This window comes from Pseudofrankia sp. EUN1h (assembly GCF_001854645.1).
In the GTDB taxonomy this organism is placed as follows: domain Bacteria; phylum Actinomycetota; class Actinomycetes; order Frankiales; family Frankiaceae; genus Pseudofrankia; species Pseudofrankia saprophytica.
On sequence record NZ_MBLN01000063.1, the window covers coordinates 13,606 to 27,137 of the forward strand.

Annotated in this window: 9 protein-coding genes; 2 read left to right on the forward strand and 7 right to left on the reverse strand. The window is 71.4% G+C overall.

All coding sequences use genetic code 11. The features are described 5' to 3' along the window. Window positions 1-6: 6 nt before the first annotated feature. The 4 genes from BCD49_RS22900 to BCD49_RS40940 all read right to left on the reverse strand — a co-directional run bounded on the left by BCD49_RS22900 (window position 7) and on the right by BCD49_RS40940 (window position 4,467). Window positions 7-1,740 carry a PhnE/PtxC family ABC transporter permease gene (locus BCD49_RS22900; protein WP_007515143.1) on the reverse strand — a complete coding sequence of 578 codons (1,734 nt, stop codon included), beginning with the start codon at window positions 1,738-1,740 and terminating at the stop codon, window positions 7-9. Beyond that, entirely contained in the window at window positions 1,737-2,615 is an 879-nt protein-coding gene (gene phnC / locus BCD49_RS22905) for a phosphonate ABC transporter ATP-binding protein (RefSeq protein WP_007515142.1), read from the reverse strand. Before phnC ends, BCD49_RS22900 begins: the two co-directional genes overlap by 4 nt. A gap of 41 nt (window positions 2,616-2,656) precedes the next feature. Then, a complete protein-coding gene (locus tag BCD49_RS22910; protein WP_007515141.1) occupies window positions 2,657-3,652 on the reverse strand; it encodes a phosphate/phosphite/phosphonate ABC transporter substrate-binding protein in 996 nt (331 codons plus the stop codon). A gap of 686 nt (window positions 3,653-4,338) precedes the next feature. Next, a complete protein-coding gene (locus BCD49_RS40940; protein ID WP_007515140.1) occupies window positions 4,339-4,467 on the reverse strand; it encodes a hypothetical protein in 129 nt (42 codons plus the stop codon). A gap of 141 nt (window positions 4,468-4,608) precedes the next feature. On the opposite strand from BCD49_RS40940, the gene BCD49_RS22915 reads away from it, so the two are divergent. Both BCD49_RS22915 and BCD49_RS22920 read left to right on the forward strand, forming a co-directional pair. After that, a complete protein-coding gene (locus tag BCD49_RS22915; protein ID WP_071041891.1) occupies window positions 4,609-6,039 on the forward strand; it encodes an aminotransferase-like domain-containing protein in 1,431 nt (476 codons plus the stop codon). 310 nt (window positions 6,040-6,349) lie between these two features. After that, on the forward strand, window positions 6,350-8,119 hold the full coding sequence (locus tag BCD49_RS22920) for a S8 family peptidase (protein ID WP_051466403.1): 1,770 nt from the start codon (window positions 6,350-6,352) through the stop codon (window positions 8,117-8,119). Between the two features lie 111 nt (window positions 8,120-8,230). Here BCD49_RS22920 and BCD49_RS22925 read toward each other — a convergent pair whose 3' ends face one another. The 3 genes from BCD49_RS22925 to BCD49_RS22935 form a co-directional block, all read right to left on the reverse strand. Then, window positions 8,231-9,826, reverse strand: coding sequence for an AMP-binding protein (locus BCD49_RS22925; RefSeq protein ID WP_071041911.1), 1,596 nt, complete (start codon window positions 9,824-9,826; stop codon window positions 8,231-8,233). A gap of 309 nt (window positions 9,827-10,135) precedes the next feature. Further along, window positions 10,136-11,914, reverse strand: coding sequence for a TIR domain-containing protein (locus BCD49_RS44245; RefSeq protein ID WP_071041892.1), 1,779 nt, complete (start codon window positions 11,912-11,914; stop codon window positions 10,136-10,138). A gap of 263 nt (window positions 11,915-12,177) precedes the next feature. Next, window positions 12,178-13,404 carry an amidohydrolase family protein gene (locus BCD49_RS22935; protein WP_007515134.1) on the reverse strand — a complete coding sequence of 409 codons (1,227 nt, stop codon included), beginning with the start codon at window positions 13,402-13,404 and terminating at the stop codon, window positions 12,178-12,180. Window positions 13,405-13,532 lie beyond the last annotated feature (128 nt).

Sequence of the window (13,532 nt, forward strand, 5' to 3'; positions counted from 1 at the left end):
CGCTCGTCAGCGGAACACCCGACGCAGCCATTGTGAGATGCCCTCGAGGAGGAGCGTGGTGACGACGATCATGATGACGAGCGTCGTGACCTGGCCGTGCAGCTTCAGGACGGGCGAGGCGACCGTCAGGAAGTAGCCGATGCCGCTGCCGCCGACGATGCCGAGGATCGTCGCCGCCCGCAGGTTCGTGTCGACGAGGTACAGCGAGTTGCTCAGCAGCGACGGCAGTCCCTGTGGCCAGGTCGCGGCGAGGTAGCGCTGGCCCCTCGTCGCGCCCGCGGCGGTGAGGGCGCGCTCCGGTCCGGCCGGCACCTCCTCGAAGGAGTCTGCGATGAGCTTGCCGAGCAAGCCGACGCCGCCGAACGCGAGCGCGACGACGCCCGCCTGGTTGCCGAGACCCGTGACCATGATGAGGAAGATCGCGAGCACCAGCTCCGGCACGCCACGGAAGATCACCAGGATGACGCGGAACACGCTGCGCACGCGGCTGTTCGGGGCGACGTTGCGGGCGGCCAGCGACCCGAACAGCAGCGAGAAGAACAGCGAGAGCACCGCGGCGGCGAAGGCGACCTCGATGGTCACGAGCAGGGCGTGCATGTACTCGCTGAAGGTGTGGCTGCCGAGGTTCGGCGGCCAGAAGCTGTCGAGGGTCGGCCGGACGTACTCCCACGTGATGTCGCTGAACTTGACGTCCGCCATCCAGTAGCTGCCGATGATGAGCGCCACGGCGGCGAGCGACCAGGTCAGGTTGCGCACCCGGGGGCGGGTCCACGGGCGCTTCATCATCGACTCGGCAGCCGTGGTACCCGTAGCCGTGCCGAGCTTCGGTTCTGGCGCCGGCGCGTTCTTGGTCGCCCGGCGCACGATGCGGTCGCCGAGGCCCTTGCCGGTGGGCTGGATGCCGAGCAGGTTGCGCCGGATGGTCGACGAGACGATCTCGAGCACGACGCAGAGCACGAAGATGACGATGGCGATGCCGAGGCCGCGGCCGTATCCCTCCGGAAACCTCTCGAAGGAGATCTTCATCGCGTAGCCGAGGCCGCCCACGCCGGCGTAGCCGAGGATGGCCGAGCCGCGAAGGTTGATGTCGAAACGGTGCAGGACGGTCGCGATCCACGACGGCAGCACCTGGGGGAAGACCCCGGACCAGAACTCCTGCGCCCGCGACCCGCCCGCCGCCCGGATCGCGAGGCGCGGGCCGTCGTCGATCTGTTCGATCGCGTCGGCGAACAGCTTCGAGATCATGCCGATCGAGTGGATACCGATCGCCAGGATGCCGGGCAGCGGGCTGCCTAGGACGAACATCAGGGCGAACGCGAGGGCGAGGACGACGTCCGGCAGCGCGCGGGTGAGGACGCCGATCGCCCGGCCGACCGGGCGCAGCCAGCGCGCCGGAGTCGTGTTGTGGGCCGCGATCCACGCCACCGGGACCGAGATGAGCGCGGCGATCACGGTCCCGAGGATCACGATGCCGAGCGTGAGCCCGATGAGGTAGAACAGGTCGCTCGGCCCCGGAACGCTGATCGGGTCCATCTGCCCGAACACCTTCGCGGCGTTGTCGAAGCTCGAGACGGTGTTGCTCCACGAGAAGTCGAGCGTCGTCAGCGAGTAGATCGAGAAGCCGAGCATCGCCAGGATGAAGGCGCCGCCGATGATCTTGCTCACCGGGACGGGCCGGCGCGGCGCCCGCTGCGCGACGTCCGGCGCGGCGGTTGCCCGGGCCGCCTCGACAGTGGTCATACCGTGCCGTCCTGCACCGGCACCGAGGGGTGCGCCGCGCCGTCCCGGACCGGCAGGTCGATCGGCACGTCGGACAGCTCCGTCGCGATCGCCTTGAGCTCGGCGGTCGAGGTCGCCACCCGCCCGTAGATCTCCATCACCTGGGCCTTGCTGAGGCCGTCGGTGGTGGTGTCGAGGACGACCCCGCCCTGGCGCAGGCCGACGATCCGGTCGCCCCAGTCGAGCGCGAGGTCGACCTGGTGCAGGCTGCAGACGACGGTCAGGCCGTCGTCGGCGGCGATCTCCCGGATGAGCCGCATGACCTGTTCACTCGACTCGGGGTCGAGGCTCGCGACGGGCTCGTCGGCGAGCAGGATCTCGGGGCTCTGCATCAGCGCGCGGGCAATCGCGACGCGCTGCTGCTGGCCGCCGGAGAGCTGGTCCGCACGCTGGTAGGCCTTTTCGAGCAGGCCCACGCGGTCCAGGTGGGCAAGCGCCGTGAGTCTCAGGCTCTTCGGGTACGACCACAGGCCGATGCGCGGGCCCGAAAGACGCGAGAGCGCGCCGGTCAGCACGTTCTCGAGCACCGTGAGGGAGGGAACGAGCTCGAACTGCTGGAAGATCATGCCCACGCGTCCACGCAGCGCGCGCAAAGCCTTCGTCTTCAGGGCGGGAACGTTCTGCCCGAGGACCTCGACCGTCCCCCTGGTCGGGAACTCGAGGCCGTTGAGATGCCGGAGCAGCGTCGATTTTCCCGAACCAGAAAGTCCGAGTAGCACGACGACCTCCCCGGGCTCCACCGTCAGATCGACATCGCGGAGTGCTCGCGTGGAGGAGCCGAAGTCCTTGATGACTCCGCTCACGGAGATGATCGGGGAGGTCGCCGTGCCGCTCATGAGCTACCTGTCTCTTCTATCCGACTAGGTGACGCAGTCCGTTACTTGGCRCAGTCCGCAGCGGTGACCTTCGAGCAGATGTCGCGGATCGTGTCGTAGTAGGAGTCGTCCTCGGGCTTCGCTCCCTGGAAGGCATCCTTGAAGCCGTCGGTGACGGTGATGCCGGCCTTGGTGATGTCGTCGAGCGTGACGCTGCCCAGAACCGACTTGAGCTTGGTCTGGACGCTCTGGGGCAGGGCGGTCGAGTAAGTCAGCGGTCCGCCAGGCACGTACTGCTTGTCCACCGACACCAGCGCGCCGTCCTTCACGCCAGGCTCGACTTCCGAGTCCTCGGCGAAACCCGCGTCGCACTGCTTTGAGGCCACGGCCTGGACCGACTTGTCGTGGGCGCCGGCGAAGGACGCCTTGAAGTCGGCGAAGGTCGGGTTACCGCTGGCGTCCGTGCCCGACGGGGTGATGTTGAGGCCCGCCTTGCTGAGCGCGAGCATCGGGAAGAGGAACCCGGAGGTCGAGCTCTTGGAGACGAAGCAGACGGTCTTGCCCTTGAAGCCGGCCACCGAGGTGATGTCCGAACCCTTCGGGACGATCGCCTCCGAGTAGTAGCCCGGGTCGGTCAGGCCCGCCGAGGCGATGACGGCCGACGCGACCGTCTGCTTGGCGCCCTTGTTGGTGGCGTTGACGTAGGTGAGGCCCGAGAACGCCGCGACGTCGACCTTGCCGGCGACGGCGGCGGCGATGAGCGCCGTGTAGTCGGCGGTCGGGAAGTACTCGACCTTGAGGCCGGTCTGCTTGGCGATGTACTCCTCGAGCGGCTTCCAGTTCGAGTCCGAACCGGCCTGGTCCGGCACCGTGCCGAAGATGAGGGTTCCCTCGCTCTTGGCGAACTTGCCCGCCTCGGCCGGGCCGCTGGCCCCGGCGGTCGCGCCGGCCGCGTCCGTGGAGTCGTCGTCAGAACCACAGCCCGCGAGTGCCACGACGGCGAGCAGCGCGCCGACGACGGCGCCAGCCATGGCCCGCTTGGTGCCGATGAAACGCATGTGGACCCTTTCGATGTTTTTTGTTGGTTTGGCCCGTACGAGTGCCCCAGCGGGTTCGCCGCGCTGGATGCGTGACGGTTCGGGGGCGGATGGTGGTCGTGGATGCGTGGGTCTTCTCGGGACCGGGTCGCCGGTCCGGGTGGGGTGGCTGGCTGATCAGGGAGGAGCCGCGGCCCGGTGGGCCGCGGAACGGTCAGCGGGTGGTCAGGGGACGACCGCCAGGACAGGCGCGCCGGCCGGGACTCGTATCGCCACGGCAGGATTCGCAGGATTCGCTCCCGCGCTCACGCCGCCGCCCCGGGAACGCGAGGCCGTCGATATCGGCGCGCAACTCGTCATCGGCGCGCCGCTCGCCGGCGCGGGATTCCGGTGCGCTCGATCCGCGGAGAGCGGCCCCGGCGTGTGCCGATGCGGCGCCCCGCCTTCATCCGGGCAGCCTCGCGGGACCCCTCGTCCGTCCACGTCGAGAACCTTGATGGCCCTCTCTGAACGGGCTGTGAACCGTAAGCGTTGCGCCAGCAACGTTCATGTGTCGCCGGCAAGGCGATTTGCGCATGCTAGGCGTGACCGTCTGCGCACGTTACGAACAGATTTCCACCGCGAGGCGCAGCCGCCAACCGTGACGCAACGATGACGCTACGACGCCAAGATCCGGCCGTTCACTCGACCGGATTCACGTAAAGGGTTCAGCGCCCAGTGGGCGGGCGTCGAGCGCGCGCCCGCATGGAGTAGTCCGGGTCCCGCGTGTCCGGACCGGCGAACCAGCCGAGCACCCCGGCCAGGGTCAGCACACCCAGGACCACAAGGGCGATCATCGCCGTCCACCCAGCGACCGTCCGCCGCGGAGCGGGGCCTCCACGAGAACAGGCGGGGTCGCGGGGACGGGCCACCCCACCGGGGCCGATGTCCCGAAAGCGCCTGACGGGTCCGGAACGGTAGCGCTATCCTCTGTCCTCATGAAAAATGGTAGCAGTAGGGATGCCGGCGGCGTCGAGAAAGTCGCCGACGAGCTGCGCTCCCTGGCTGATGCCCGGGCCGTCGGCGCCCGCCTGCCCAGCACCCGMGACCTGCAGCACAGGCTGGGTGTCGGCCCGGTGACCGTGCAGCGAGCGCTCGCCCGCCTCGTCACCGAGGGTCTGCTGGTCACCCGGCCGGGTGCCGGCACGTTCGTGGCGGCGCGCCGGGCCACCCGCGCCGGCGACACCGACTGGCAGCAGGTAGCGCTCGGCGCGAGCCCGGTGTCGGCGTCTGGTGTAGACGTGCTGCTGGCGAGCGCCCACTCGACCGGTTTCCAGCTGGGTGCCGGCTACTTCGACGCGACGCTGCGCGCCGACAGCCGGCTCGCCGCCGCGGCCAGCCGCGCGGTGCGCCGGCCGGACGCCTGGAGCGCGCCGCCAGCGGCGGGCGTTCCGGAGCTGCGCAGCTGGTTCGGCCGCCAGGTCGGCGCCGATCCCGACCAGGTGCTGATCACCCCGGCCGCTCAGGGCGCCCTCTCCGCCGCCTTCCGCGCGCTCCTGCCGGCCGGAAGCCCGGTGCTGTTCGCGGTGCCGACCTACCCCGGCGCGCTGGCGGTCGCGCGCAGCGCCGGCCACGTGCCGGTGCCGGTGCCGACCGACGCCGACGGCATCCGCCCGGAGCTGCTCGAGCGGGCGCTGGCGGCGACGTYGGCGCGGCTGCTGTTCCTGCAGCCGACGTTCGCCAACCCGGACGGCGGGGTGCTCGCGCACACGCGCCGCCGCGAGGTGCTCGACATCTGCGAGCGGGCCGGCGCGTTCATCCTCGAGGACGACTTCGCGCGCTGGCTCGGCCACGGGCAGGTCCCGCCGCCGCCGCTGTGGCGCGACGACGACCAGGGCCGGGTCATCACGGTCTGCTCGTTGACAAAGATTCTGGCCCCGAGCCTGCGCATCGGCGCGATCGTGGCGCGCGGGCCGGTGATGACCCGGCTCGCCGCGATGCGCCAGGTCGATGACTCCTTCGTGCCCATGCCGTTGCAGCACACCGCCGTGGAGATGGTGGCCGGGCCGGGCTGGTCGGCTCAGCTGCGCACCGTTTCGGCGGCGCTGCGCGCCCGGATGGCCACGCTCACGACCGCCCTCGCCCTCGAGCTGCCGGAGTGCTCGTTCGAGAACCCCCGGGGTGGGGTCAGCATCTGGCTGCGGCTGCCCCGGGGCACCGACGACCTCGCGGTCGCCACCCGCGCGGGGCGGCTCGGGGTGGCGGTGGTGCCCGGTCGGTACTTCGTGATCGGCGAACAGGACGTCAGCCACCTGCGGCTGTGCGTCGCCGGGGTCCGGGAGCCCGATATCCCCACCGCGGTCGCGCTGCTCGCCGAGGCGGTGCGCGCCAGCGCCGGCACGGCCGCCGACCACCCGTTCGTCGGATGACCGGACAGGCCGGTGCCAGGTGGCCGGCGCCAAGTGGCCGGTGACCGATTGCCGGTCACCGGCACCGGATCGGCCCCGAGGTGGTCAGAGCCGGGAACGTCGCGAAATTCCTGAAACAGTGGAAACCGCGCCGTTACCGGCCGACGAGGCGCGGGCGGGCGGGCGGAGTGCGGCCGGTGGTAATAGCCCGGCAAACCCTCAAAACGACGCCAAAGCGTCTGTTGTCATTTGATAGATCCACTAGGGTGCCCTGAGCAGGATCCRCCGGGTCCAGCGCATTTCCCCCGCACCCCGCAAGGTGAGTGAGTACATGCGCCGAGCGCTCAGATCCCCCACCCCACCCGCAGAAGGAAAGCGCCGCTCTCGCCGGTCGCGCAGGCTGGCACTGCTGGCCGCGCCGGTCGCCGCCATGGTCGCCGTACCGCTCGCGCTCACGCTGCCGGGTGGCCCGGCGAGCGCCGCGAGTACCAGGACCTTCCTCGTCGTCTACTCGGGTTCCGCGGAGGCGGGCCGGGCGGCGGTCGCGAAGCTCGGCGGCACGATCGAGTCGGAGAACGCCGAGACCGGGCTCGCGGTCGTCACGTCGACGGACGCGTCCTTCGAGACGAAGGCTGGCGCCAACGCGGCGCTGGTCGGCGCGGCGCCGAACGCGCCGATCGGCTACGCCGTCCCCGACATCGCCGGCGGCTCGGGTGCCGGCAAGGACCAGTCGTTCACCCAGCGCGAGCGCGACCTGAGCCGGGCCGGCGGCGGCACCAAGCCCGGCAAACCCGGCAAGCCCGCGGCCGGCGCCGAGCCGCTGTCGAGCCTGCAGTGGGACATGCAGCTGATGGGCGCGACGCCGACCGGTTCGTACAAGTACGAGCCAGGCGACAAGGGTGTGCTGGTCGGCGTCATCGACACCGGCATCGACGGCACCCACCCGGACATCGCCCCCAACTTCAACAAGGGGCTGTCGCGCAACTTCGTCACCGACATCCCGACCGACCCGGCCTCCGGCGAGGAGGTCGACGGCCCATGTGAGCACCCGAGCTGCAAGGACCCGGTCGACGAGGACGACGACGGCCACGGCACCCACGTCGCGTCCACGATCGCCTCGCCGATCAACGGCCTGGGCATCGCGGGCGTCGCCCCGAACGTGCAGCTGGTGAACGTCCGGGCCGGCCAGGACTCGGGCTACTTCTTCCTGAAGCCGACGATCGACGCCATCACCTACGCCGGTGACGCGGGCATCGACGTGGTCAACATGTCCTTCTACACCGACCCCTACCTGTTCAACTGCAAGGCGAACCCGGCGGACTCCCCCGAGCGGCAGGCCGAGCAGCGCACGATCATCGCCGCGACCCAGCGCGCGGTCGCCTACGCGTCCAGGCGCGGCGTCACCCTGATCGCCGCGTCCGGCAACGAGGGGTTCGACCTCGGCCACCCCACCGGCGACGACACCAGCCCGGACTACCCGCCGTCGGGCAGCGCCGCCTACCCGCGCGTCATCGACAACTCGTGCCTGTCGATGCCGTCGGAGGCGCCGAACGTGCTGGACGTCAACGCGATCGGCCCGTCCAAGCGGCTGAGCTACTACAGCAACTACGGCCTGGAGCAGACGGTCGTGGCCGCGCCGGGCGGTGACGCCTACGACGGCTCCGCCACCCGCAAGGTGACGAACGAGATCCTCGCCGCCTACCCGAAGAACGTCGCCGTGGCCAACGGTGACATCGACGAGAACGGCGACCCGACCAGCGAGTTCGTCATTCGCGACGACAGCTTGGGCAAGGCGTCGTACTACCAGTACCTGCAGGGCACGTCGATGGCCTCGCCACACGCCGTCGGCGTGGCCGCGATCATCGTCAGCGCGCTGGGCCGCAAGGACCTGAGGCACGGCGGGCTGACGCTGGACCCGGCGATCGTCCAGCAGCAGCTGCAGAGGACGGCGGTCGCGACGCCCTGCCCGACGCCGAACCCGTACGTCTACCCCGCGCCGGTGCCAGCGAGCTACACCAAGACCTGCGAGGGCAGCACCAAATTCAACGGGTTCTACGGAAACGGAATCGTCAGCGCGCTGAACGCGTCCAAGCTCCACTGATGTTCCGGACCACCGGAAAAACAACTGAATGAGGAGCGGCCCGGGCGGCGTCTGCCACCCGGGCCGCTCCGTCGTCGGCGACAGGTCCGAATGTCCACGTGAGCGTGGGTGTCAACGACCGCCGAAACGGGCGCGCAGCTCGTGTTTCAGGATCTTCAGGGTGGCGTTGCGAGGAAGCGCGTCGAGTATCTCCAGGCGCTCCGGGATCTTCTGCGTCATCAGCCCGGCGCCGCGCAGGAAGGCGGCGAGCTCGGCGAGCGTCGGCGGGGCCGCGCCGGGCGCCGGCTCGACGACCGCGCAGACCAGCTCGCCGCGCTCGGCGTCCGGCAGCCCGACGACGGCGACGGCGACGACCTTCGGATGCTGGTAGAGCAGGTCCTCGACCTCCTTGGCGGAGACGTTCTCGCCCTTGCGGATGATCACGTCCTTGAGCCGACCGGTGAGCGTCACGTGACCGTCGGGGCGCAGGAAGCCGAGGTCGCCGGTGCGGAACCAGCCGTCCTCGTCGAAGGCGGCGGCGGTCGCCTCGTCGTCGGTGTAGCCGGCGCAGACCGTGGCGCCGTGGACCCGGACCTCGCCCTCGACGCCGGCCGGGGCCACCGCGCCGTCCGCCGTGACGACGCGCACCTCGACCCCGGGCAGCGGGGCGCCCTCGGAGTACATCAGCGCGTCGTCGCTGTCCGCCGGCGAGCCCTGGGTGATCATCGGGACCTCGGTCATGCCGTAGCCGTGCGCGATCGGGATGCCCATCTCACGCCGCACGTCGGTGAACAGCTCCGGCGGCTTCGGCGCGCCGCCGCCGGCGAGCATCCGCAGGGTCGGCACGAGCGGCCCGGCGGGCGCCGGCAGGGCGCGCTGGGCCGCGAGCAGCGCGGAGTAGAAGGCGGTGGAACCGCCGGCGATCGTCACCCCGTGGCGACGGAAGGCGTCGATCGCGTCCRCCGGCACGAAGGCCTCCAGCAGCAGCGCCGGGAAACCGACCGCGAGCATCATCGCCAGGTAGTCCGGGCCGCCGATGTGCGCGACCGGGAACGCGATCGAGCCGACGTCGTCCGGCCTGGCCGCGAGCGCCAGCGCCAGTCCCACGCCGGCGGCGATGAGCGACGAGTCGCGGTGGCGCACGCCCTTGGGCTGCGACGTCGTGCCGGAGGTGTAGTAGATCCAACGGATCTCCTCGCCGTCCGTCGGCGGGGGCGGCAGCGTCGACGGGTCGCCCTCGGGCAGCCCGTCACCGGCGCCAGCGCCGGCGCCGACGACCAGTAACCGCGGCGGATCGGCGAGGTCCCTGGTCGCCGCGGCGGCGAGCGCGCGATAGTCGGTGCCACGCCAGACGCCCGGGACGCAGAACAGCCGGGCGCCGGTCTGGTGCAGCGCGACGGAGACCTCGCGCTCGCGGTAGATGTGGATGATCGGGACCTGGACCGCGCCAAGCCGGGCGAGCGCCATCGACAACACGACCGTCTCGACCCTCGTCGGCAGCTGCCAGCACACCCGCGTCCCCGGCCCGACGCCCTGCGCGAACAGGCCCGCCGCGACCCGCTCGGCGCGAGTCGCGAGATCCGCGCAGGTGAGGCGGACGGAGCCGGCCGCGGAGCCAGAGGCCGCGCCGCTCGGAGGGTCCGCAAGTAAGAGCGGGGCGTCCGGGGTGAGTGCGGCCCGGCGCGCGACGAGGTCCCACAGGGTGGCGACGCTCGATGCCGTGATCATCGACGACCCCGCGGCCGGCGCGGCTTCGGAGCTGGGCATGGGGCTGCCTCCCTCACTCGGATGCGGCCCGACCTGACCGCGGTGCAACCTGACAGGCGCGTCGCGGGGTCGGCGGAGGACCGGCACGGCGCCGCCACCGGACGGTGCCGACGGCCTCGCGTCGGCGCCCGATCGCCCGCGCCAATATAGAACGCGTTCTATATTGGCCGCCATACCGCGCGCTGGCGGGTCGAGGCCGGCCAGCCGTCGGCCCCGGTTACCGGTCGGCGCCGCGGGCGAAATCCCGGCCCGGCCGCGTGCGGATGGACGTCAGCCAGGCTCGGTGTAGTTCTCGCGCCACTCGCTCATGGGCCCGTTCGTCCCGTCCGAACGCGCGGCAGAGACGCGCCACCGGACGGCGCCGTAGCCCTGCCAGGTCATCGAGTAGGACGGGGCGGTTCCCTGGTATGGCGCCAGCATCTGCCAGCCGCTGCCCGACGACTGCTCGAACAACAGCACATAGCTGTCCGCGCCCGCGACGGCGTTCCACGAGTAGGTGACCTTGTCACCCGGGAAGAAGGTGGCTCGATCCRCCGGGCCGATGAGGACGGGCGCGGTGAGCGGCTGACGCACCGTGACGGTGACCGGCTGGCTCGTCGCGCGTGTCCCGGTCGCGTCGATCACCGTCAGCGTGACGGTATAGGTGCCTGGGCTCTCGAAGGTGTAGCTGGCGCTGCCGTCACCCGACTCGCGGACGACTCCGCCGAAGGAGAAGTCGTACGTCGACAGCGGATGTGAGCCGGCGCGGGAGCCGGAACCGTCGGCCGCCACCGTGAGCGGCGCGTCGCCACTGGTCTTGTCGAGGCGCAGCGCCGCCGTCGGCGGGTCGTTCTTCAGCGAGGTGGTGATGGACGCGGTGGTGTGCGTGCCTGTTGTTCCGGTCGGGCCGGACCCGCTGGGCGACGCCCTCGCGGTCTCGGAACCAGTCGGGGCCGGCGGCGTCGAGACGACGCCCTCGCTGGGCGACGCCCCGCCATCACCAGGCGTGGCCGTCGAACCCCGGCCCGGCAGCACGAACGCGGCCAGCATTACCACAGCGGCCGCCAGGGCCGCCGCCATGATCACCGTCACGACCGGCCACCGGCTCCGGCGCGCGGCATCCGGCCGACGGATCGCGCCGCCGTCGTCATCGCCGTCCTCGGCGGCGGCGCCGCGGCCGGACCTGGCCGGCGGCAGCGCAAGGACGACTGTCCCGCCAGGAGGTTCGGGCGATTCAGGGGAGCCGGGAGACCGAGGGGATTCGGGAGCTTCAGGGGATTCAGACACGCCGGGGGTCCGCGCGGCGGGAATCGCCGCCGCCGGCCCGGGCGAGTCCAGGCCGCCCGCTCCGGCGGGGCCACGCTCGGCCGGACCGTCCGCAGGCCCACCACCGGGCGCCGCCTCCGCTCCCCGCGCCGAAGGCGTGTCGGCTTCCGGAGCCGGTTCGGGTGGTTCGGGATAGGCGGGTGGCTCGTCTGGAACGGGATTCTCGGGCGCTACCAGGTCGCGCAGCGCGACGGCCCTGGGCCGGCCCCCCGCGGTCCGGTCCGGGAACGTCGGCTCGGCGGCGGGCTTGGCGCGCCCGCTGACGGCCTCGCCGATGCGGGCCAGCAGGAATTCCCTGGCCTCGCCTTCGGAAAGCGGGAAGAGGTCCAGGGAGACGATGTGGCGCAGCAGCGCGGGGCGGTCGCAGTCCTCCACCCGGACCGGGATCAGCCGGCGTGCGAAGCCGTCGGGGTCCTGCCCGTAGGCCGCCTGCCACTCCGTATTGCCGTACACCGACTGCAGATATGCCCCGGACAGGACGGCGAGGATCCTTCTCGCCCCCTGCATGCCCTCCTGCATCCGGGCCATCCAGTGGGTGCCCGGTACGAAGTCCCAGGCCTGCACGAGGACCCGGTAGCCGGCGGACTCCAGCTGCCAGGCGATCCACTCGGCCCAGTCGCGATCGGCCTGCGTATAGGACACGAAGAAGTCCCAGAGGCCTTCCGGCGGCCGCGCCGCGGTACCACCATCCGTTTCCGCGCGCCGCCGGGTGAGGACGTCCGAGGCGTCGTCCTTCTGCTCCACGCCGCCGGCTCCTGAACCGGTCGTCTGGGTATGCATTCCCGGCGGGCCGCTCGGCGCCGCGTCAGGATTCCGTTTGTCCAAGGCCCCCGCCACCTGCCGTGCCCCCGCCGGACCGAGACGGATTCTATCGGCGCGCGAGCCGGATTCCCGATGTGTCGGCGACGGCACGCCGACGGGCGCGGCGGGACAGCAGGCGGCCGCGGTACCAGGCCGGGAGACGGCACCGGCCACCGCCCCGGCTGGCCGAGCCTGGTCCGTGCTTCCTACCGGAGGTCCAGCCCCAACATCCGGATGGCGTTACCGCGAACGATCTTGTGTACGGTGTCGGCGTCGAGGCCGGCCATCATCTCCTCGGCGACCTTCTTCGTGTGCGGCCAGGTCGAGTCGGTATGCGGGTAGTCGGTCTCGAAGGTGACGTTGTCGACGCCGATCTCGGCCAGCGACGCGAGGCCGTGCCGGTCACGGAAGAAGCAGCCGAACACCTGCCGGTGGAAGTAGGTCGACGGCGGCTCGGGGACGATGTCGCGTACGCCGGCCCAGGCACGGTGCTCACGCCACACGTCGTCCGCCCGCTCCAGCGCGTACGGCAGCCAGCCGATCTGGCCCTCCGAGTAGGCGAGTTTCAGCGTCGGGAAGCGCACGAGCACGCCGGAGAACAGCCAGTCGGCGAGCGAGGCCATCGCGTTGTTGAACGACAGCGTCGCGGCGACGGCGACCGGCGCGTCTCCTGACGTGGCGGGCATCTGGGACGAGGAGCCGATGTGCATGCACACGACCGTCCCCGTCTCGGCGCAGGCGGCGAAGAACGGGTCCCAGTAGCCGCTGTGAATGCTCGGCAGCCCCAGCTTCGGCGGGATCTCGCTGAAGCAGACCGCCCGCACGCCGCGGGCCGCGTTGCGGCGCACCTCGGCGGCCGCCGCCTCGGCGTCCCACAACGGGATGATGCACAGCGGGATCAGCCGGCCGCCGGAGTCGCCGCACCACTCCTCGACCATCCACTCGTTGTAGGCCGTGACGCAGGCGGCGGCGAGATCGCGGTCCGAGGCCTCGGCGAACGTCTGGCCGCAGAAGCGCGGGAAGGTGGGGAACGACAGCGACGCCTCGACGTGGTTGAGGTCCATGTCGGCAAGCCGGGCGACCGGGTCGTAGCAGCCGGCGCGCATCTCGTCGTAGGTGATCGGCGACATCGTCATGTCGTCGCGGTCGAAGCCGACGGCCGCGACGTGCCGCTTGTTGATGTAGACGAGGTCCTCGTAGATCCAGCAGTCGGCCTTTGGCCCGTCCGGGTCGAAGGTCTGCCGGTAGGCGCCGCCGCCGACGTGCTCCATCGTCCCGATGCCGCGCCGCTCGACCCGGGGCCCGGCGTCGCGGAAGCGGGCCGGCAGCCACGTCCTCCACAGGTGCGCGGGCTCCACCACGTGGTCGTCCACGCTGATGATCTTCGGTAGCTCGCCGAAGGAGTGTCCCTCGCCGCCGTCGCCGGTCGCCATGCCTCGTCCTCCCTCGCCCCCGCAGCCACTGCCCGGCCACCACGGCCACCGCGGCCACCGCGCGACCGCCAGGCGGCCGCGGCGCGGCGGCCTGACCCGCTCCCCATCCCGCGTCCGTCATCCGACGC

Excerpts from the sequence above, each read along its gene's own strand:
- BCD49_RS40940 (WP_007515140.1), bottom strand. The coding sequence starts at position 4,467 with ATGATCGCCCTTGTGGTCCTGGGTGTGCTGACCCTGGCCGGGGTGCTC.
- BCD49_RS22920 (WP_051466403.1), top strand. The coding sequence starts at position 6,350 with ATGCGCCGAGCGCTCAGATCCCCCACCCCACCCGCAGAAGGAAAGCGC.
- BCD49_RS22900 (WP_007515143.1), bottom strand. The coding sequence starts at position 1,740 with ATGACCACTGTCGAGGCGGCCCGGGCAACCGCCGCGCCGGACGTCGCG.
- phnC (WP_007515142.1), bottom strand. The coding sequence starts at position 2,615 with ATGAGCGGCACGGCGACCTCCCCGATCATCTCCGTGAGCGGAGTCATC.
- BCD49_RS22935 (WP_007515134.1), bottom strand. The coding sequence starts at position 13,404 with ATGGCGACCGGCGACGGCGGCGAGGGACACTCCTTCGGCGAGCTACCG.